Origin of the sequence: Chryseobacterium sp. Marseille-Q3244 (genome assembly GCF_940807095.1) — a bacterium.
Classification (GTDB): Bacteria; Bacteroidota; Bacteroidia; order Flavobacteriales; family Weeksellaceae; genus Chryseobacterium.
Genome location: NZ_CALNWX010000003.1, coordinates 393,248 through 413,630 on the forward strand (window position 1 = coordinate 393,248; position 20,383 = coordinate 413,630).

Annotated in this window: 17 protein-coding genes and 1 riboswitch; of the genes, 13 read left to right on the plus strand and 4 right to left on the minus strand. The window is 35.8% G+C overall.

Translation table 11 applies throughout. The features are described 5' to 3' along the window. The first annotated feature begins 87 nt into the window (after positions 1-87). Positions 88-903 (plus strand): aspartyl protease family protein, encoded by an 816-nt coding sequence (locus NBX25_RS07540; RefSeq protein WP_250253326.1) that lies wholly within the window; start codon positions 88-90, stop codon positions 901-903. Positions 904-1,017: 114 nt separating this feature from the next. Here NBX25_RS07540 and NBX25_RS07545 read toward each other — a convergent pair whose 3' ends face one another. Further along, positions 1,018-2,286, minus strand: coding sequence for an esterase-like activity of phytase family protein (locus tag NBX25_RS07545; protein ID WP_123908482.1), 1,269 nt, complete (start codon positions 2,284-2,286; stop codon positions 1,018-1,020). A gap of 257 nt (positions 2,287-2,543) precedes the next feature. After that, positions 2,544-2,736: riboswitch (cobalamin riboswitch) on the plus strand. 66 nt (positions 2,737-2,802) lie between these two features. Here NBX25_RS07545 and NBX25_RS07550 point away from each other — a divergent pair. Beyond that, a complete protein-coding gene (locus NBX25_RS07550) occupies positions 2,803-3,918 on the plus strand; it encodes a T9SS type A sorting domain-containing protein (protein ID WP_250253327.1) in 1,116 nt (371 codons plus the stop codon). An 87-nt stretch (positions 3,919-4,005) separates the two neighbouring features. On the opposite strand, the gene clpP is transcribed toward NBX25_RS07550, so the two are convergent. Together clpP and dnaG are read right to left on the minus strand one after the other, a co-directional pair. Then, positions 4,006-4,692, minus strand: a complete 687-nt coding sequence (gene clpP, locus NBX25_RS07555; protein WP_123908484.1) for an ATP-dependent Clp endopeptidase proteolytic subunit ClpP — start codon at positions 4,690-4,692, stop codon at positions 4,006-4,008. A gap of 112 nt (positions 4,693-4,804) precedes the next feature. After that, positions 4,805-6,790 carry a DNA primase gene (dnaG, locus tag NBX25_RS07560; RefSeq protein ID WP_123908485.1) on the minus strand — a complete coding sequence of 662 codons (1,986 nt, stop codon included), beginning with the start codon at positions 6,788-6,790 and terminating at the stop codon, positions 4,805-4,807. 601 nt (positions 6,791-7,391) lie between these two features. Between dnaG and tsaE the strand changes: the two genes are divergently transcribed. The 8 genes from tsaE to NBX25_RS07600 all read left to right on the plus strand — a co-directional run bounded on the left by tsaE (position 7,392) and on the right by NBX25_RS07600 (position 14,731). Next, positions 7,392-7,799 (plus strand): tRNA (adenosine(37)-N6)-threonylcarbamoyltransferase complex ATPase subunit type 1 TsaE, encoded by a 408-nt coding sequence (gene tsaE, locus NBX25_RS07565; protein WP_123908486.1) that lies wholly within the window; start codon positions 7,392-7,394, stop codon positions 7,797-7,799. Positions 7,800-7,868: 69 nt separating this feature from the next. Further along, positions 7,869-9,059, plus strand: a complete 1,191-nt coding sequence (locus tag NBX25_RS07570) for an alanine dehydrogenase (protein WP_123908487.1) — start codon at positions 7,869-7,871, stop codon at positions 9,057-9,059. Next, positions 9,060-9,431 carry a DUF4258 domain-containing protein gene (locus NBX25_RS07575; RefSeq protein ID WP_123908488.1) on the plus strand — a complete coding sequence of 124 codons (372 nt, stop codon included), beginning with the start codon at positions 9,060-9,062 and terminating at the stop codon, positions 9,429-9,431. A 19-nt stretch (positions 9,432-9,450) separates the two neighbouring features. Beyond that, on the plus strand, positions 9,451-10,224 hold the full coding sequence (locus NBX25_RS07580) for a histidine kinase (RefSeq protein WP_123908489.1): 774 nt from the start codon (positions 9,451-9,453) through the stop codon (positions 10,222-10,224). Next, positions 10,199-10,909 (plus strand): LytR/AlgR family response regulator transcription factor, encoded by a 711-nt coding sequence (locus tag NBX25_RS07585; RefSeq protein WP_250253328.1) that lies wholly within the window; start codon positions 10,199-10,201, stop codon positions 10,907-10,909. The genes NBX25_RS07580 and NBX25_RS07585 overlap by 26 nt, the downstream gene beginning before the upstream one ends. Before the next feature lie 400 nt (positions 10,910-11,309). Beyond that, positions 11,310-13,592: a cation:proton antiporter gene (locus NBX25_RS07590; RefSeq protein ID WP_250253329.1), complete on the plus strand. Its 2,283-nt coding sequence runs from the start codon at positions 11,310-11,312 to the stop codon at positions 13,590-13,592. Positions 13,593-13,686: 94 nt separating this feature from the next. Then, positions 13,687-14,169 carry a hypothetical protein gene (locus NBX25_RS07595; RefSeq protein WP_123908492.1) on the plus strand — a complete coding sequence of 161 codons (483 nt, stop codon included), beginning with the start codon at positions 13,687-13,689 and terminating at the stop codon, positions 14,167-14,169. A 40-nt stretch (positions 14,170-14,209) separates the two neighbouring features. Next, positions 14,210-14,731 (plus strand): hypothetical protein, encoded by a 522-nt coding sequence (locus NBX25_RS07600; RefSeq protein ID WP_250253330.1) that lies wholly within the window; start codon positions 14,210-14,212, stop codon positions 14,729-14,731. Positions 14,732-14,887: 156 nt separating this feature from the next. Here NBX25_RS07600 and NBX25_RS07605 read toward each other — a convergent pair whose 3' ends face one another. Next, the gene (locus NBX25_RS07605) at positions 14,888-15,529 is read right to left on the minus strand and encodes a hypothetical protein (protein WP_250253331.1); all 642 of its coding nucleotides are present in this window, start codon (positions 15,527-15,529) and stop codon (positions 14,888-14,890) included. Between the two features lie 199 nt (positions 15,530-15,728). On the opposite strand from NBX25_RS07605, the gene NBX25_RS07610 reads away from it, so the two are divergent. From NBX25_RS07610 to NBX25_RS07620, 3 genes are read left to right on the plus strand one after another with little or no spacing between them, the layout of a single operon-like run. After that, a complete protein-coding gene (locus tag NBX25_RS07610; RefSeq protein ID WP_123908495.1) occupies positions 15,729-16,751 on the plus strand; it encodes a LysM peptidoglycan-binding domain-containing protein in 1,023 nt (340 codons plus the stop codon). A gap of 1 nt (position 16,752) precedes the next feature. After that, a complete protein-coding gene (locus NBX25_RS07615) occupies positions 16,753-17,601 on the plus strand; it encodes a DUF4280 domain-containing protein (protein ID WP_250253332.1) in 849 nt (282 codons plus the stop codon). An 18-nt stretch (positions 17,602-17,619) separates the two neighbouring features. Then, positions 17,620-20,379 carry a glycosyl hydrolase 108 family protein gene (locus NBX25_RS07620; protein ID WP_250253333.1) on the plus strand — a complete coding sequence of 920 codons (2,760 nt, stop codon included), beginning with the start codon at positions 17,620-17,622 and terminating at the stop codon, positions 20,377-20,379. The last annotated feature ends 4 nt before the right edge of the window (positions 20,380-20,383 follow it).

Genomic DNA, 20,383 nt, shown 5'->3' on the forward strand with positions numbered 1-20,383 from the left:
ATCGGTCGTTTTTTTGGAAGATAATGATTCAAATTTGTCTGCTATAAAACAGAGACTACTCTGTCTCACATAACAAACAAAAGAATTATGAAAACAAAGAAAACATTTTTCACCTTATTATTTTTAGGAATAAGCGTTTGGGGATTTGGACAAGACACAATAAGGCTAAAACCTTATATTGAAAACATGAAAACTGTAGAGGTAATTATTGAAGGGGAAAAGTATAATTTCCTTTTTGATACCGGAGGGGGTGGGACTCTTATTTCTCCAGAGATCGCAAAGCATTTTAATAAAAAAATATATGGAAGTGCTACAGGTTTTAGAATGAGCGGAGAAATTATTAAAGTTCAAAAGGCAGATCATATTTCAATGACTATAGGTTCTGAAAAAATAGACCATCCAACAGTAGGTGTTCTAGATATTATGACTATTCTGCCAAAAGAATTTCCCAAAATAGATGGTGTTATTTCTTTAAAATCATTTACTGATCATATTCTTACTCTCAATCTTGCTAAAAATACCATTATTATTGAAAGTCATTCATCATCAAAAAAAGCAATACAGAGAAAACATCTCGTTTCCAGTAGATTTGCCAATGGCCTGGAAGCTACTGAACTTAATATTTTTTTGAATATCCCAAAAGACAATCAGTCATACTGGTTTCTTCTTGATTCCGGAAACAGTGGCCCATTACTTTTATCTACAAAAACTGCTGCAACCTGGAAACTATCAAAAGACAAGAATCAAATGAATTCTGAGACCCCATTTATTATTGGAAAAAAAACATTTATCTCAAAGTCATTTACAAGAGATATTATTTATGATGGCGTGCTCAATTTTGAGGCCATGTGCCGCTATATTTTCACAATTGATTTTAAAAATAATAAAGTTTGGATTGAATAGGTTGAACAAAAAGCATCTTTCTTCCAAATATCTCTTATTTTCTAAACTAATTATCAAGGTCAATAATAAAAAACGGCGGGATAAATCCCGCCGCTTTCCGTTAAAAAAATCTAATTATTGAATATCGACTATATACATAGTTCCCTTGTCTACCTTCCCCGTTTTAGGTAGTATCTTCGCTTTAGGATTTCCGTTTCCATCATCTACCACCCCAAAATCATCATCATTGAAAACAGCTAGTTTATTGTTTCCTAAATAAACAATCCCTTCAAATTTATCATGTTCATATCCTAATTTTGCAACCAGATCTGCGGCTATTTTTTTTGAAACAGGTTTAATTCCTGCTTTGGTAAGCTCATCCCATGTACACTGCTCCAGGGCTTTTCCGTTTACCTTCATCCCATCTACCGCTGCAAGGTCGGTTCCGGTTACATCTGTTGCATCACTTAGGTTGATTCTGTATACTTTTTTAATTCCGCCCTGTGTTCCGAAATTACCATCTCTTTCAATGACAAGGAATTCATTATTGCCTAATGCTGTAATATCACAAACCGAATCGGAAGCTCCACCATCTTGTTTATATAGATATTGTTTCGTTTGCCCCGTACTGATATCGAAAGTTACGATTCTCGTTAAGGTTGTATTCGTTGCCAGCGCCTTTGAAGGAACAAACATCATCGATTGTATGGTTCCTACCAGTGTTTTTCCGTCCGGAGTCATACAAAGGCCTTCCATCCCTCTGTTCGCTCTTCTTTTAGCTAACACTGCAGGTAGTTTTCTGTTTCCTGTATTTACCCCAATCGGACTTATTCTTTCTAACTCTACTCCATCAGCGTTATAATGAACGATGTGTGGTCCGTATTCATCAGAAACCCAGAATGTCCCGTCGGGTGCTGCCACAATACTTTCACTGTCTAAACCATATTTATCCGTACCCAGAATATTTCCAGCCGCATCATAAGCCACTTCTCCCGTGCTTCCCATTCCTACAGGATTTGGAAGTCCTGTAATAGGCTGACCGGATGGGTTTTTAAGTTTAATATATTTAATGACTTCCACATTCCCTTCTGCATTAATTTTAAAATGCATTATCGTTGGTGTAAAATTGGGGGTTAAAAACTTTTTCCCACTTAGGTAATCTGTGTTCGGGCCACGGTCTGTAATGACATAAAATTCTCCTTTTCTTGTAGGATGGGCGGCTGCGCCGGATCCAAATCCGCCATTAATAACATCCACTCCGTTTATTGTTGCCATTTTTGAAAACGGAAACTCCTGAGGAAGCTTAGAATAATTAATATCCTGGTTATTTACATTGTTGTCATCATCTTTACTGCATGACCATAATGAAGCCATCATCAAAGCAGATAATAGTAGTTTTTTCATATTAACTTTTATGGCGCGAAAGTATAACTTGATTATAAACTGATCTTAAATGTAATGCTAATTGTATTTTAACAATATAACCTTGAGATGAATTCAATATAAACAATAAAAATTGAAATTTAACTTCGAAAACCCAAAATTAAAACCCAATTCATTATCAATCAATAAAACCCATTATTAAAAATACAATTCAACATCAGAAAAAACTGAACATTGCTATGTAATTCACAAAACAGACATCAAAAATTTATATGATATATTTGCACCGTTTTTAAGGTTGAACACTGTTCACAATAGGGAATCAAGTGAGAATATTATTCAAATCTTGAGCTGTACCCGCAACTGTAAGCTGTTTTTACCTATAGCTATTAATTATACCACTGGATCAACATCCGGGAAGGTTGGCTATAGGATGCGAGCCAGGAGACCTGCCTTAAATACCCATTTAATTTCAGGATGAAAAATCATCCTGTCAATAAATAAGTTTCGGGAATAAAACTTTAATTTAATTATATTATGAGAAAAATCTCTCTTTTTTTCTTACTGCTTTGTATGCAGTTTTTCTTTGCTCAATTCACTGAAAACGACATTAAGTTTTGGGTAGGAACCGGCTCCAAAAAGGCTTACTTCATTGCCGATTTCAATGACACTAATACACCTGCCTCCTATGCGTGGGGCTATCGTTTTGATGGTAATAATTTAATGGCGGAAGACATGATTAATGCGATTGCGGCGGCAGAACCTGCAATAGAGGCTGATATTCCTTCAGGGTTTTTATACAGTTTCGCATACAATAACCATACTCCAAGTACAGATGATTACTGGATTACCTGGTCTGGTCCCAATGCCGGGAATATGTCCAATCAAAATAATGGTGTAGGTTATACTGTTTTAACAGATGGATTGTGGTTTGGTATTACCTATGGTCTTGATGAAATCGACACTCCACCATCAGCTCCTGTACCGGCTTACAGCTCCCAATGGTATACCTCATCTCAAATTACCAATTGGATTGGTACAGGAACTAATAAAAGTCTTGTTGTTGTAGATTTTGGAACCAATAACTCTCATGGTGAAGCCAACTCCTTCGTTTTTGGAATTCAATATAATGGCAGTATAACAGCAGAACAGGCTTTACAGCTAATTCAATCCCAAGCTTCATATTTCAATTTCACTTCTGGCAATAATCAAATTTCCAGTCTGTCATTAAATGCCTTCACGGGAAACAACTCTGGAGCAGAAAACTGGAAATTATATACAGGAAAAGATCTTTCCAGCTGGCAGAAAAAGAATGATCTTAGCCAGATACAATTGAGTAACAATAGCTGGTTGGGATTAAGCTTCGGAGAAAGAAGACCTTTCACTCCTACTGAGGCAAGTAACGCTACATTATCCGTCTCTTCTGTAAATAAAAAGGCCTTATTCAATATTTATCCTAATCCAACGAGTGATTTTATTCAGATTGAAAGTTCTGAAAAGGTGAAAGAAGTAAATATTTATTCTTCTTTAGGGCAGAAAGTAATGACTTCACAGGCAACAAAGATTAATCTTAAAGCCTTAAATGCCGGAATCTATTGGGTTGAGGTTAAAACCCAAAATGGTTCTACAGTGCATAAGGTTGTGAAGAAGTAGAAATGAATACAAAAATATGTGCATTCGCAGTCAAACAAAAAAACGCATCCAAATTGGATGCGTTTTTCAATATGATTATACAATCAATTATTTTTTTTCTGTAGATCTCTGTAAAACCTCATCTACCATTCCGAAGTTTTTAGCTTCTTCAGAAGTCATCCAGTAATCTCTATCGGAAGATTTCTCTACCCACTCATAAGTCTGTCCTGAATGAAGAGCGATAATGTCATAAAGCTCCTGCTTCAATTTCAACATCTCTCTTAAGTTGATTTCCATATCAGAAGCAACTCCCTGAGCTCCTCCTGAAGGCTGGTGAATCATAACTCTTGAGTGTTTAAGTGCAGAACGTTTTCCTTTTTCTCCTGCCACCAATAATACAGCTCCCATTGAAGCAGCTATACCTGTACAGATTGTTGCTACATCCGGCTTAATGATCTGCATAGTGTCGTAAATACCTAATCCTGCATACACACTACCACCAGGAGAATTGATGTAGATTTGAATATCTTTAGAAGGATCTGCACTTTCTAAGAATAAAAGCTGAGCAGTAACGATATTCGCTACCTGATCGTCAATTCCTGTTCCCAAAAAGATAATTCTGTCCATCATCAAACGAGAGAAAACGTCCATCTGAGCAACGTTTAATCTTCTTTCTTCCATGATGTATGGAGTAAGATTCGTTGGTCCATACATTCCCATATACTGATCGGTAACCAGACCGTTGTTTCCTAAATGTTTTACAGAGAAATCTCTGAATTCTTTTTTAATGTCCATATTTATATTATGTATTATTTTAATACTATTTTCAACGTTTAAATTACAATATTTATTCCTAAAATTTTATAGGACTTTTTGTCACAGAATCCGGAACTTTTTTGTCTTTGCCCTATCTTTTTCTATTCCCATAGATTCCTTTGATCGGGGAATATTCAATGATATTACTTAATCTGATGGAAGCCTGTTTCAACAAAGTGATTTTTTTAATCAGCTCATAGTATTTTACTTCATCAGTATTGCTGTATTGATCCAGTTCCTTAGCTGTTTCTGTGATCAGATAATCAATATATCTGTATTTATGCAGTAAAACATCACCCTGAATCTGATCTGCCACCTTATCCCCGTAATTAGGCGGATAAATGTTTCTGGAAGCCCAGTTTTCCAGTTCATCCAGCGGCATCAAAGCATCTACAACCTTTGTGGTAATTTCCTCGTCCATAAAAGATACAAAAAAGTTTCCACTTCTCAACTCATCTTTCTGAATTCCCTCTCTTACCTGATTGATAATAATCTCATTTTCTTTGACTAAAAATGCGTATTGCTCTTCTTCAAAATGATGAAGAATCTCTTCAATGACTGTAATCTGGTACTCTTCATTATTCTCATTTCTTCTTTTCAGGACAATATCTCCAAACATCAGCATATGATCTACCAGTTTATTCTCCATAAATAGGACATCGAATAAAAAAGGATCTTCTTTTTCCTTATCCAAAGGAACAATCTCCAGCTTTGGTGCAACTTTTTCCTTTTGTTGTTGCTGAACATGATGAGTCTGGTTCTGGGTAATCTGCTTCTGAACATCCAGTTCATTGAAAAGACTCTGTTCAGAGAGTCCGAATTTATTGGAAACCTCCTTCAGGTATACCTCTCTTTTCAGTGCATTCTGTACAAAGGAAACCGATTTTACAATATCACGGATGGCTTCTGCTTTTTTGATAGGATCATTTCCTACATCCCGCAACAGAATTTCTGCTTTAAAGTCGATGAAATCCATCGCTTCATTTTCGATGTATTTTTCTACATATTCCTGCGGATGTTTTCTGGCAAAAGAATCCGGGTCATCACCATCCGGGAAAAGCAGAACACGAATGTTCATCCCTTCTGTCAGCAACATATCAATACTTCGGAAACTAGCTTTAATACCGGCATTATCTCCATCGAAAAGAATCGTTACGTTTTCTGTAAGTCTCTTGATAAGTTTGATCTGTTCCGTAGTCAGGGAAGTTCCCGAACTCGCTACAACGTTTTCAATTCCGGACATATGAAGTGAGATCACATCCATATACCCTTCTACCAAAAGACAGCCATTCTTTCTTGAAATAGCCTGCTTACTTTGGTTTAATCCATAAAGAACATTGGATTTATGATAGATCTCCGTTTCCGGTGAGTTAAGATATTTTGCTGTTTTTACATTATTCTTAAGAATTCTGGCACCAAAACCTAAAACCCTTCCTGAGAAACTATGAATCGGGAAAATGACCCTTTCCCGGAATCTGTCAACCCCTGCCGGAGTATTTTCGGGAAAAATAGAAAGTCCGGATTTTTCAAGAATTTCTTTAGTATACCCTTTCTCTATTGCATAAGTAGTAAAGGCATTCTTTTTTTCAGGAGAATATCCAAGCTGGAATTTTTTAATAATATCATCCTTAAGCTCTCTTTCCTTAAAATAAGCAAACCCTATACTTCTGCCTTCTTCATCATCCCAAAGGATTTCCTGGAAATAAGTATTGGCAACTTCATGAATTTTATATAACAGATCTTTTTCTGTTTGGGCGTGTTTTGCTTCTTCAGAAATTTCACGCAGATCTTCCTCTATTTCAATTCCATATTTCTTGGCAGCATGACGAAGGGCTTCAGGATAAGTGAAGTTTTCAATTTCCATCAGGAAAGAAATGGCTGTCCCTCCTTTTCCTGTAGAGAAATCTTTCCAGATCTGCTTACTTGGAGAGACTACAAAACTAGGAGACTTTTCCTCGTGAAAAGGGCTGAGTCCTTTAAAATTAGACCCTGCTCTCTTCAACTGAACGTACTCTCCTACTATCTCTTCTACTCGTATCGTTGAGAAAATTTTGTCTATTGTCTGCTTCGAAATCATATTGCAAAATTAGGTATTTTAAGCAAAAGTTTGTGAAGTTTGCCAAAAGTTCGTGAACTTTAAATCATAGACTTTGGGCATCAAATAACAAAGTTGTTTAAACTTTGCAAAGCCACAAAAGTCACAAAAGTTTTATTTTAAAATACTTTAGTTCACATAAGTAAGTTTAAAATAATTCTGCAGAAAAGCTCACATAAGATGAAGAGTTAGAAATTTTCGCAAAACCTAGATGTCCTTATTATGTTTAAAGTTTGGATCTAAAAAAATCTTAAGCAGCTACACTTTTTATCTTTAAAAAATAAGGAGCCGACATACAATTTTATACAAATCTTTTTATTATGACCTTGGCATTCTGAATACAGGCTGAAGGTCTGCGAACGTAGTTCAGAAGTGAAATGAAGAATCTAAGATATATATGAAGTTCTTCCTTCTTCAGAAATCGAAGATTCGACGTAGTCAATGACAATGGGGTAAAATCGTATATAGTAATTTTCATATTATTGACTTGCTTACTTCTAAAACACTATTACCTTCTCACTCTAATACTCTCAAACCTTCCACTCTAAAACTTATTTCATTATTTTTGCAAACAAATTAGCCTATGCAATTCACTATACATACAATTGAAGACTGGCAGGAAGTTGTTGACAGTATTCTTCCTCAATTAAAACATAATATCCTTTTGCTTAAGGGAAATCTTGGAGCTGGAAAGACTACTTTCTCTCAATTTCTGCTAAAAAATCTGGGAAGCGAGGACGAAGTAAATTCTCCTACCTATTCTATCGTTAATGAATACAATACTTCTAAAGGAAAAGTATTCCATTTCGATCTTTACCGCTTAAAAAACATTGAAGAAGTGTATGATATTGGAATCGAAGAATACCTTGATAACTCTTTTCTATGCATTATTGAGTGGCCTGAAGTGTATGAAGAAGAGCTGTATGGCCTTAACTACCACACAATGAGCATCGTGAATACGGGTGAAAACAGAGAAGTGTCATTCGATTAAATATTATGTATCTTTGCTTATTAATTCAGTATTAAAATAACAATCTGTAAGACATAATTTAATTTAAGGATGAGTACAAATATTTTTACTCCTTTCACAGAAGAAGAATTGATGCCGAAAGAGGAAAAATTGGAGGTTATAAAGAAGGGAAAACAGTTCAGTATTGGAATTCCTAAGGAAACTTGTCTCAACGAAAGGAGAACCTGCATTACTCCGGACGCTGTACAAGTATTGGTAGAGCACGGCCATGAAATTATCATAGAAGCCGGAGCCGGAGAAGGTTCATTTTTTACAGATTTACAGTATTCTGAATCTGGGGCAAAGATTACCAATGATCCTAAAGAAGCATTCGGACAGGACCTGATCCTGAAAATCAACCCTCCTACCTTGGATGAAATTGATTATATGAAACCTAATACCTATATGGTGTCAGCTCTTCAGATCAATCTTCGAGACAAGGAGTATTTCCTTAAGCTTGCAGAGAAAAAGGTCAATGCCATTGCCTTTGAATTTATCGTGGATGAATATAAGCAGCTGGCATTGGTAAGATTAATCGGTGAAATTGCAGGAACCGTTTCTATTTTATATGCTTCTGAATTATTAGCACTATCCAATGGATTAATGCTTGGCGGAATTACAGGGGTAAGGCCTGCTGAGGTAGTGATCCTGGGAGCTGGAATTGTAGGAGAATTTTCCACAAAAGCTGCCATTGGCTTGGGAGCAAGTGTAAAAGTATTCGACAACTCATTGTCAAAGTTAAGAAGACTCCACACCATGGTAGACAGCCGTGTACCTACTTCCATCATTGATCCTAAAGAACTCAGCAAAAGCTTAAGACGTGCTGATGTAGTCATTGGAGCTCTTCCAAGATTAAATATGACGCCTATTGTGACTGAAGATATGGTCATGAAAATGAAAAAAGGCAGTGTCATCATCGATATTACCATAGACAACGGTAAGGTTATTGAAACCTCTGAACTTACCACAATGGAAGACCCTTATATTATCAAACACGGAGTGATCCACTGCGGACTTCCAAACCTTACTTCAAGAATGCCGAGAACCACTACCAAGGCTATCTCGAATTTCTTCCTTTCCTATATTTTAAATTATGACGAAGAGGGCGGCTTTGAAAACATGCTGATCCGCAAAAATGAAATGAAGCAGAGCTTATATATGTACAAGGGAAGACATACCAAAAAGATCATCTGTGACCGTTTCGGACTTACGTACCACGATATCAATCTTTTAATTTTCTAAATGAAAAAACTTAAATTTTATGCAATAGGCTTCCTTCCGGGGCTACTTATCGTATTTTTTATATTAAACAAAAAAGGGGCAAGCTGCAGCGGTTACTTACCCAACAGCCGTGTGATTGCAGAATCCCTTTCTAAAGAATTCAAATACTCTGAAGAGGCTAAAACAGAGATGAGCACTTATAAGATTGATGAGAAGTTTATAAAAGACAGCATCATTACCAACGGAAAGGTAGATTTTGACAGAAGTCATGCCCAAAAGAAGCCATGCCCCAATTATCTTATAACCTATCCTGAAAAAAATCCGTCTTACGAGATTACTTTTGAAAAGTGTGAGGAAACCGTAACTGTAAATGCTCTTAAGAAGCTAAAATAGTTTCAAAAATCATAGCTTTATGGAAGGTAATTACTACATGATTCATGATTATCTGATATTCATCGGAGTTTTTGCCATTTTCCTTTTTCTAGCCGTAAGTATCTATCTCTTCAGTAAAAATCAAAAGCTGAATCAGAGAAATATCAAGCTTTCAGAATCCAATAAAATCATCGAACAGAGGCTGAATGAAGTTCGTTTGGAACATATCGGAACAAAACTAAATCCGCATCTGTTTAAAAACATCCTCAATTCTGTTCAGTCTCATGCTTACCAGACCTATATGTCTCTGGATAAACTGGCGAATGTACTGGATTATATTTTATACGAAAGTAATAATAAATATGTAAGTCCAAAAGAGGAATTAAACTTTGCCCTAAGCCTTATTGAGATCAATAAAATTAAGGTAAACCCTCTCTTCGACTTCAGAATCAAATTCAAGATCAATAAATCGGATTCGATATATGAGGAAAAGGTTTTTGCCCCTCTTATTTCCGTAGATCTTATCGAAAATGCTTTTAAACATACGGATTTTCTGGCACAGGATTCCTTTATTTCCATTTTCATGGAACTGGAAAACCGGGTGTTTACTATGAAAGTAAGTAATAAGGCTTCATTAAAGAATAGTCTGGAAAAGGAAAAAAGTGGCTTTGGAAGCCAATCTCTGGATCAGAGATTAAAAATGATCTACAACACCCATTACCAGCTTGAAAAAAGTTCAAAAAACGGTATCTTCACGGCAGAATTAAAAATCAATTTAGGAGAATTCTATGATAAAATGCGTTATTCTGGATGATGAATTATTAGCCATCAGTTATTTGAAACTTCTATGTGAACAGATTGATGACGTAGAAGTCGTAAAGGCATTTAATGATCCTAAAATATTCTTAAGTGAAATTGATTCTCTGGACTGCAACCTCTGTATTCTGGATATTGAAATGCCCGGAATGACAGGGCTTCAGGTAGCGGAAATTATCTCCGGTTCTAAAAAAATAATCTTCACTACCGCCTACAAAGAATATGCAGCGGAAGCATTTGACCTCAACGTTGTGGATTATGTGAGAAAACCCATCAAAAAAGAGCGTTTGATCCAGGCTTTTGAAAAGGCTAAAGAACAAATCAGCACCCCTCAGAAAAAAACATTTATTGAGTGGAATAGCAATATCGGGAAAACCGTTATTCTCACAGAACAGATAGCCTATATCAAGACTTCAGAAATCGACAGTCGTGACAAGGATATTATTCTGAATGACGGAATCACCATCGTTTTAAAGAACCTCAATTTTAAAAGCCTACTGGAAATGCTTCCTGCCAAGGATTTTGCACAAATTAATAAAAAAGAGATCGTTGCCCTTTCTTCTATCAAAGTTTTAGGAACCAATGAAATTATCACTACCATTCTTTCAGATGATGGCCATTTTTTAAAGCTTCAGATGGGGGATGCTTACAAAAACTCATTAATGGAATTGTTTACAAAATAAAACTTTTTTCTGTTTTCCTAACGCAGTACTCTTTTATTATCAAATTACAGTTCATTATTCTATATGTTCTTTTGTCTTGAAACAAAAGAACGAAAAATTCAAGACCTGGACCCTTCCGCTAAAAATGAAATCAGTTCTCTAAAAGCTCTAAACTCGTGCGGTAGCATTGTATTTTTATTATCAAAAATAGTCCCACACTCAGACAATAAAGTTTTCTTAACGTTCACAGACTTCATTTTCTTAACGCTCCAGTTTCCTAAGTCATACTCAAATCACAAAATTCAAAAAAATTTCAACACCAGGATTTTATTACATTTTTCACCGTATTCATTACATTTTAAAAACAAGCTCTTTTACTGTAAACATTTTCTTATCACCTTTGCATCAAAATAAAGGAATCATGAATTGGGGGAAATACAGAAATTTAATTTTCTACATCACTACCATAGCGATCTTTTCCTGTCTGATGTATTTCTTCATTATTGAAGGACAAACATTGGAAATTAAGGAGAATATTGTTGCTAAAACCAGCACAGGATCTACCTGGGATAACTTTCAGGAGTCATTTAAAACAAATCTTCATCACCCTTTAGCATTATTACTGGCACAGATTGTTACGATCATCCTTACCGCAAGGCTTTTCGGATGGATTTGTATGAAGATCAAACAGCCTTCTGTCATTGGAGAAATGATTGCCGGTATTGTTTTGGGACCATCACTTTTAGGAATGTATTTTCCTGAATTCTCTGCCTTTCTCTTCCCAAAAGAATCACTGGGCAACTTACAATTTTTGAGCCAGATAGGACTTATCCTATTCATGTATATCGTAGGAATGGAACTGGATCTGAGTGTTTTAAGAAAGAAAGCTCATGATGCAGTGGTTATCAGCCATGCCAGTATCATTATTCCTTTTGCACTAGGAATTGGGTTATCATATTTTATTTATCAGGAATTTGCACCCGGAGGCATCCAATTTACTTCTTTTGCTTTATTTATAGCCATTTCTATGAGTATTACAGCCTTTCCGGTATTGGCAAGGATTGTTCAGGAAAGAAACCTTCAAAAAACCAAGCTTGGAACCATTGTTATTACCTGTGCAGCGGCAGATGATATTACCGCATGGTGTATTTTGGCAGCTGTAATTGCCATTGTAAAAGCAGGTTCTTTTACTAGTTCCATCTATGTGATTATCATGGCTATTGCCTATGTTTTCTTGATGATTAAAATCGTGAGGCCGTTCCTGAAAAGAATCGGGGATCTTCAGGCAGGAAAAAACACCATCAGTAAACCGATGGTAGCCATTTTCTTCCTTACTCTGATTTTATCATCATACATCACTGAAGTCATTGGAATTCACGCTTTATTCGGAGCATTTATGGCAGGAGCTATCATGCCGGAAAATGCAAAATTCCGTACCCTTTTTATTGATAAAGTAGAAGATGTAGCGCTGGTTCTTCTTCTTCCTTTATTCTTTGTCTTCACAGGATTGCGTACACAAATCGGATTATTGAATGACAGCCACCTCTGGATGACCGCCGGATTTATTATTTTAACAGCTGTTATTGGAAAATTTGCAGGAAGTGCACTCACCGCCAAGTTTGTTGGAATCAACTGGAAAGAAAGCTTAACCATAGGTGCTTTGATGAATACCAGAGGGTTAATGGAGCTTATTGTTCTGAATATTGGATATGACCTGGGAGTATTAGGTCCAGAAATCTTTGCAATGCTTGTGATTATGGCCCTGTTTACAACTTTTATGACGGGTCCGGCTTTAGACTTCATTAATTTTGTTTTCAAATCTAAAAAAGAGGCAGATGAACCTATTGATCCAGCCAACGATTCAAAATACAGGGTATTATTATCTTTTGACAAACCGGAATCCGGAAGCACTTTATTGAAGCTGGCTCATGATTTCACCCATAAAATGAATGGCAATAAAAGTATTACCGCTATGAATATTGCTCCTGTTGATGAAATGCATGCTTATGATATGGATGAATATGAAGAATCTCAGTTTCAAAACGTCATTGAAAAATCACATGAGTTGAATCTGGAGGTCACTACTCTTTTTAAAGCCTCTACAGATATAGAAAATGATCTGACCAGCATTACCAACAAAGGTCATTATGACCTTCTCCTTATCATGCTTGGAAAATCTATGTATGAAGGAAGTCTATTGGGAAGATTATTAGGTTTCACTACCAAGATTATTAATCCTGAAAAACTTTTGAATACAGTAAAAGGCAAAGGAAATATCTTTAACAATTCTCCTTTTGATGACTTCACGCTACAGATCCTGGATAAAACCAATATTCCTGTAGGAGTTTTGGTAGAGAAAGGCTTCACTGCTGCTGATAAAGTATTCGTTCCGATCTTCAATTTAAGTGATTTTTACCTTCTTGAATATGCCAAAAGACTGATTAACAATAATAATTCACAGATTATCATTCTGGATGCCGCAGGACAAATTCGTAACAATATTGAGGTAAAAGAACTGATCAGAAGTATTGAACAGGTAGCTCCTAATCATATTACGTTGTATAACGAGAAAAAAATTGAAAAAGAATTCCTGAACTCTCAGAATCTGATGCTCATCAGCAGCAAAAGCTGGAAAAACCTGATCGATACGAAGAGTCTTTGGCTCTCCGATATTCCTTCAACATTAATTATATCAAATCCGTAACACCGATATTTTCTATTTCTACTGGAAGCTGTAAATATTATTCGTTGTCTGTAAAGAAAAAACGGGTATATTTATAGCTTCATTTTTTTTGAATATGCTGGTTAACAATGAAAATGGCAGCCTGGAACTGATAGATTTCCATACTCAATTGCATAAGGGAATGTTGCTTGAACAGCTGAAACAGACTGATTTTTATAAGAAGAAATATCTAAATAGATGGGATGTAAAAACCGGATATTTTTGGTATTATTTCAAGACTATAGAAGTTGAAGGCCATCAGCTTTCCTTCAGTCTCTGTTTTTTGGGAGATCAGCTGCACAGCATTCACATGAATACATGGGAAAGTACGGACGCCAAAGACTGGAATGAATGGACGGAAGAAAAAGAAATGCAGGTATTCCACCGGAATAATAAGTTTCTGAGCTTAATTTTGGGAGCCCCTCCCACCCGGAAAAAGAAAATGCCTTACCCAAGCTGTATTTTCAACTTTCCATGGGGAAATATCTGGTCTGTTTATGACCCGAGAAGTGCCAACAGCTTTATGGGAATCAGCTATGAAGAAGAAGAAAATAATTAATAACTAAAAAAACAAAAGATTAACTATGTGCCGATATGCCATGATGGTTTATAAATGTCATTATGCTTGTTTCAACTGTCAGAAAACCTTCAAACGTCGTGTTTTAAAAGATGTAGACAGAGATGCTCAGATCTCCGTGGAAGCCAAGTGCCCCGAATGTGGGAATCTTATGGCCAATATGGGCCTGGACTTTGAATCACCGGCAAAAAATGACCATAAGCAATGGGCACATATTAAAGATCTATACACTGTAGGAATTACCTTTCATTCCTGTGGATGTTCAGGGCCGGGATATATTCCCCAGGACCGAAAAGCCATCATCTCCTATCTTGAAAAAATCCGTGCAGAATACATGCACTCCTTGGTGTATTGGAGATACCGCATAGAACCGGAAACCAAAAGGGAGCGTGAAATTGAATATCAGCAAAATGGTTCTAAGCTATGGACGGTGAGCCACAATGCATTTAAGAAAACAGTGACGAATCAGGAAGGAATTAATTACTGGATCACGAAGATCAAAGAGGTTGAGGAACGTCTTACTCTTATTAAAGAAACCAAATAATTTATTTTTTCAACCACAAATCGAAGATTTGAAGAAGTCAAAAGTCACAAAAGAATTTTAAACTCTAAAGTTTTTTAAGTTTAAATTTTCATGCATGAAAAGATCACTAAAGTTGTAAAAATGAACATTTCCATCATATCTGGTAAAATAAAAATATTACTTTGCTTTCTCCAGCTTTAAAAGCCTTTTAAAATCATTTTGTATGCTTTTATCCTCTTCTCTCATGTACTCCCCACTGAAAGGAGCACCACAGTCCTGGCTGTTCACAATATGCAGCAGAGATCCCTTTTCAAAGTAATTTCTCGTCTCTGTAATCTCTGATTTTTCAAAGTCAAAAGCTTCCGTATCATTATTCTCCTTCATAGCTTTTGTATCATAAAAAAGCGGACGATTGTATTGATACTCTTTTTCAAAAACAAAAGATAACTTTCCGTTGAGTAGATAATATTCAATCAAAACTTGTCCCATTTCTCCATAATGTCTGGCCATAATTTTTTCCAGACGCTTATTCTTATAGTAATAGGTAGCTTCTCCACCTTCAGCTGACTCGCCTTCAATGTTTTTCTTTTTAATGGAAGTCCATTTTAAAATAGAATTGATTCTTTTAAAATTAGACTGAATAGGTTTCAAACGATCTTTCAGGTATTCATTAGTTTCAATATCTTCTTCGTTAAGACTTTCCTTAATGCTGATCGTATCTTTTTTTGTTGAAAACCATTCATCAGAGAAACTCCCGGCATATCCCCAATGGAATGTTATCAATAGAATAAAAATGCTTTGTAAATATTTATTTTTCATATCATTATGTTTATGGGAATGGGATTATATTGAGCATCATTACTTGCTTTTCTCACAAAATTATCAAATCTTTTGATGATTTTGGGTCAAAATTCCTGAGGATTCTTTGTCGTAGTTTTACTACAATTTTTCAAATTTAACCTTAAAAATTAATTTCAAATATAGTTTTTTAATAGCTTTATACTATAATTCACGTTGAATGGATATTGATTTTTTAGAATATAAGGTTCGCAACGGGGACACCCTGAATTCCATTGCTTCCCGGTTGGGCATAACCGGAGAGGAACTCAAGCTATTTCATAATTCTCATTGCCAAAGAATGGACAGAATTTGGTTTGAAAACCTTAATGAAGTTAAAAATGTTTTCGTTCCGATCCATATTAAAACTGAAAAACAAAAAAATCTGGAAAGAAAAAACCTACTTCCTTCTTCACAACTGTCCGATTCATTTTTTGAAAAAGCCTATAAAGTTACTGAAGCTTTTGAAAGTCCATTTGAGTCTCCTTTAAAAATAGATTATCATGTAAATCTTGATGTATATAAAGACCAAAAACAAAATCATTATATATTGTCTTATAACCAGGATCAATTTACATCAAACGGAAACCCTCCGGATGCAACCATGAGTAATCTATCAATTACCTGTATGAAGAGCATTATGCCTATTGATATTATCCTAAATGATTCAGGCAAAATAACCGGATTTGCAGATCATAAAAAAATTACTGAAAAATTTGCTGGCAAACGAAAAGACCTTGATTTCTTTGTCGGAGAAATTTCTGAACGTTATATGGATACTTTTGAAAAAAATATTTCAGATGAAATTTTTTTCCTACGTCAATTACAAAGTACCCTACTCTTTCAGACCCTGTTCCCCAGAATGGAATGGTTTCATAAGAAAACAGCATGGGCAGAATCATTTTATTTCTTACAAAACTCTTTTCCTGTTCAATGCACTATGGAAATTGAGCAAAAAGATGAAAATCAGGATCATATTACAACCATTTTAACGGGAAACATTACAGCGCTTTACAGCTTACAGGAACTAAGAACAGGAAACCAATACAATAAACCGGTTGATGATCCCGTTTCTGGAAGCATTATTATTCAATACACCACTCATAAGAAAAATAAAAACCTTCTTCAGGCCTCAGCTACTATCAACTTATGGCGTGAAGCAGAGTCAGTTCAAAAACACACAATCACGATAACACAAGGATAATATGAAAAGTTATGTCATACAGCAAGGCGACACATTCAGCTCGCTGGCTCAGCAATTTAAGCTGAAAAACGAAGGTATTTTAAAGACCTATCACAATCTCCACTGCTCAGAGGAGGATATGATGCAGGAACCTATTCCGGGAAAGAAAATAATGATTCCGGAAGATCCTCAGCTTATCGCAGAAGAAAAGGAATCCCAAACTTCATCTGCTGCCGGATCTCAGGAAAGTACTGAGGATAAAGGAACTCCCGAAGAATCTTCTTCAGAAGAGTCATCTGGTGAAAATCAATCCTCTGAAAAAGCAGACGAAAAGCAAGAACAAAAAGAAGAGAAGAAAGATAAAGCTGGCGAAAGCAGTTCAAGCCCGCATGATGGAAAATATTTTATCATACAAAAAGGAACTGTACAGTGTAACCAGGGCTTCAAGTTTCCTAAATTTAAGGTAACCAGCCAGCAAAAACACTATTGGAACAACAAGGAAGGAGAAGCAGATTATCTTGCGGTAACCGAAGATGATGTACAGCTTGACCCTCCTGCGCAGCCTTTTGGACAATGTAAGCTTAAGCCCACTCCTGGAGGATATCTTCCTTGTGCTTATGCCCCTGCAGGAAAATGGCAAAAACCTTACGAAAAAGTAAAGATTATGGGGAAATGCTGCCTGACTGAAATATCTGAATTGATGTGTACTACAGGAGGAAAGATTACCATCTTAAAACATGGTCAACAAAACGAGACGCGAAAAGGTCAGGTTAACAATGCTGATAGTCAAGAGCAACAGGTGTATAACCCTGTTGTAAATTTTGACAAATTCAAGGCAGAAACTGATGGAAAGGAGGCATACGCCTGGTAACCCTAAAAACTAAAGATCATGGCAAAAAAAGGCGTTTTAAGAATCTCCGGCAATACTTCTCCTAAAACAGGAGAAAAAACCTTCTATAAAGTAACAGAATGGTATCCTGATACCCCTGCTAATGAAAAAAATGAAGCTCTTGTCACCTGGGAATTGTTCAGGAAAAGGCCGGATGGGCAGTTTACCACTACTAACATTAAGAAAAAAGTCGGAGAATTTACTTTTGGCAAAGATTCCTGGCAGGAAACTTTCAGAGTTGAAGGGTATCTTAATAGCCCTGAAGGTAAGGAACCTATGTCTATTATTGTACAGCCTCAAAAAAATGAGCAGCAGCCTTCCACAGAAAAAAATATTCTTGAGGTAAAACTCACTTTTCAGGATGGAACAGCTGTCAATAAAAAACTAAGCTATAAAGATCGCCTGACAGCAACGGCCAAATGCCAGGGTCTGGAAGGAGAACATATTGTCTTTACCTTATGGGAAGACGATGAAAATGGTGATGGACACAATAACAAAAATCAATCTATCGTAAAATCTCCTCCTGTACTGGTGGATAGCCAGGGAAATGCCCGTTGGAATTTTACACTTCTTAATACTTATATTGCTCTTGCCAATCAAAGGGAAGATGATAAAAAGCAGCATGAATATTATGTTACGGCAGAATACAATGGGAAATTAAAAGCCTCAGATAACGCCAATGCTAATAATCCTGAGTATAAAGCTCCTCCTGCACCGTCCAGACAACCCAATGGTCCAAAACCTCAACCTAATCCCAATTCTCCAAAAGGATCCACCAGACCTAATTCCCCTAATAACCAGCCAGACAAAAAAGGAGTAATTACCCAGGTAAAACTAACGGATAAAAACGGTAAAGAATTTGGCAAAAATCCTAAATATGGAGAAACCATAATCGTCCATATAGAATCAAAAAATCTTGTAGGCAAAAAATATATTCTTAAAATATGGGAACATGACCTTATAGGAGATAATGACCTGTTATATAGTCATGAGCATACTTTCCTGGCTGATAAAATAAACCTTTCTATGCCACTCACTCCTGCTATGCAAAAAACGGGAGAAGTAGGAAACAATCCGAGAAACCCTGATAGTGGTGAATATTGGAAAGGAGGACAACAGGAAATCTTTGCAGAAGTTATCTTCCTGAATCTTTCATCCAAGTCTCAGACTATTGATGTGGATATTATTGAAGCTCCGAAACCACAAAATAATGGAACGACCCCAAGTGGAGTACAAAATCAGCCAAAAGCTGATCCAAAAAATTGTGGCGGGAAATTCTGTATTGACAAAAACTCTCCGCCTAGCGAACTGATAAGAGAGATCAATATCCGTTTATCCGGATTTGGAGGAAATGTACCTACGGATAAATTTACAGACCGGTCAGAGAAAATGGTGAAACAGTTTCAGAAGGATTATATGAAAGTTCCTGAAACGGGTAAAGTATGTGGAAATGTATTAAGAGCCATTGATGAGTTTTCTAAAAACTTTGATATCAGTACAAATCTTTGGAATCAATTGAAATGTAGCTGTACTACAAAAGGAAAAAAGGTAACTAGTAAACTTCGAAAAATTCAGGAGGTCAATAATTGTACAAGTTTCGGTGATGCTACAGGAAAGAATACATATAAAAATAATGTTAAAGATGAAGCATATAATATGTATGAATATCCTGGTATTCATAGATCACTTTTATTTGGATTTAAAGCATTACAATTTTATTTTAGCAAGCAAACTACATACAAAATAGATTCTTTTTCTTCGGGATATAGATGTAGGTTTAAAAATTTCGCTACTACAAACCATCAAGGAAAAGCAATTGATATGCAATTCAGCAAAGGAAGTTGGGAAATAAGAGGGCCACAAAAGAAAAATCTCGCAGAATTAAGAAATATGAGAGACAATATATTTATAAAATACTTAGGCGCTCAAAAAGAATGGCCAAATTCAAATTTATATTCAATAGAGCCTATTGATTTATTATATGATGCCAAAGGTAATCCAAGACAAGATCATACCTATAGCTGGATACATATGGATGTTAGGGAGTTTGATTCAATTTATTTAGAAGATAAATATTTTTGTAAAAACTCTACGAGTCTAAACGGAAAAAGTATCGTTCAATTAGCTATTGAATCAGGGTTTGCAAATACTTGTAGTTGTTTTGAAACATATAAATCTCAGCAAAATCAACCAGCTTCTGCTACACCAAGTTCTTGTGAAGATAAATTCAAAAAAGTAGCTCCTATCATTTTAAAACATGAGGGTGGATATAAAAATGAACCGGCTAAGGATAAAGGAGATCCTACTAATAGGGGAATATCATGGCCCGTTTGGCAAAAGTACGCTAAAGAAGACTTAGGAGTAGAACCAACAACAGAAAATCAAAAAAAATTAACAGAAGAGCAAGCTACTATTATTTATAGAAAAAGATATTGGGAGCCTAAAGGATATTGTGAAATCAATAATTTAAGAGTAGCTCTTATGGTCTATGATTGGAGTATTACTTCTGGAGGAGCCATTAAAGAAGTGCAGAAATTACTCGTTAATGAATTTAATCAAAGTATTACAGTTGATGGAGGAATGGGAAAACAAACCGCAAATGCTTTAAATCAACCACAAGATCAAGAAAAATTATTAACAAGAATAAGCGAAATAAGAAAAGCATATTATGATTATGGAGCTTCCCAAAACTGGTTTTCTGAAGATTATTTAAATGGCCTCAAAATAAGAGTTGATAAATGTTTAAATTACACATTATAGATTT

What these genes read in the sequence shown, in the direction of transcription:
- NBX25_RS07540 (WP_250253326.1), top strand. Translation starts at nt 88, where the DNA reads ATGAAAACAAAGAAAACATTTTTCACCTTATTATTTTTAGGAATAAGC.
- NBX25_RS07545 (WP_123908482.1), bottom strand. Translation starts at nt 2,286, where the DNA reads ATGAAAAAACTACTATTATCTGCTTTGATGATGGCTTCATTATGGTCA.
- NBX25_RS07550 (WP_250253327.1), top strand. Translation starts at nt 2,803, where the DNA reads ATGAGAAAAATCTCTCTTTTTTTCTTACTGCTTTGTATGCAGTTTTTC.
- clpP (WP_123908484.1), bottom strand. Translation starts at nt 4,692, where the DNA reads ATGGACATTAAAAAAGAATTCAGAGATTTCTCTGTAAAACATTTAGGA.
- dnaG (WP_123908485.1), bottom strand. Translation starts at nt 6,790, where the DNA reads ATGATTTCGAAGCAGACAATAGACAAAATTTTCTCAACGATACGAGTA.
- tsaE (WP_123908486.1), top strand. Translation starts at nt 7,392, where the DNA reads ATGCAATTCACTATACATACAATTGAAGACTGGCAGGAAGTTGTTGAC.
- NBX25_RS07570 (WP_123908487.1), top strand. Translation starts at nt 7,869, where the DNA reads ATGAGTACAAATATTTTTACTCCTTTCACAGAAGAAGAATTGATGCCG.
- NBX25_RS07575 (WP_123908488.1), top strand. Translation starts at nt 9,060, where the DNA reads ATGAAAAAACTTAAATTTTATGCAATAGGCTTCCTTCCGGGGCTACTT.
- NBX25_RS07580 (WP_123908489.1), top strand. Translation starts at nt 9,451, where the DNA reads ATGGAAGGTAATTACTACATGATTCATGATTATCTGATATTCATCGGA.
- NBX25_RS07585 (WP_250253328.1), top strand. Translation starts at nt 10,199, where the DNA reads ATGATAAAATGCGTTATTCTGGATGATGAATTATTAGCCATCAGTTAT.
- NBX25_RS07590 (WP_250253329.1), top strand. Translation starts at nt 11,310, where the DNA reads ATGAATTGGGGGAAATACAGAAATTTAATTTTCTACATCACTACCATA.
- NBX25_RS07595 (WP_123908492.1), top strand. Translation starts at nt 13,687, where the DNA reads ATGCTGGTTAACAATGAAAATGGCAGCCTGGAACTGATAGATTTCCAT.
- NBX25_RS07600 (WP_250253330.1), top strand. Translation starts at nt 14,210, where the DNA reads ATGATGGTTTATAAATGTCATTATGCTTGTTTCAACTGTCAGAAAACC.
- NBX25_RS07605 (WP_250253331.1), bottom strand. Translation starts at nt 15,529, where the DNA reads ATGAAAAATAAATATTTACAAAGCATTTTTATTCTATTGATAACATTC.
- NBX25_RS07610 (WP_123908495.1), top strand. Translation starts at nt 15,729, where the DNA reads ATGGATATTGATTTTTTAGAATATAAGGTTCGCAACGGGGACACCCTG.
- NBX25_RS07615 (WP_250253332.1), top strand. Translation starts at nt 16,753, where the DNA reads ATGAAAAGTTATGTCATACAGCAAGGCGACACATTCAGCTCGCTGGCT.
- NBX25_RS07620 (WP_250253333.1), top strand. Translation starts at nt 17,620, where the DNA reads ATGGCAAAAAAAGGCGTTTTAAGAATCTCCGGCAATACTTCTCCTAAA.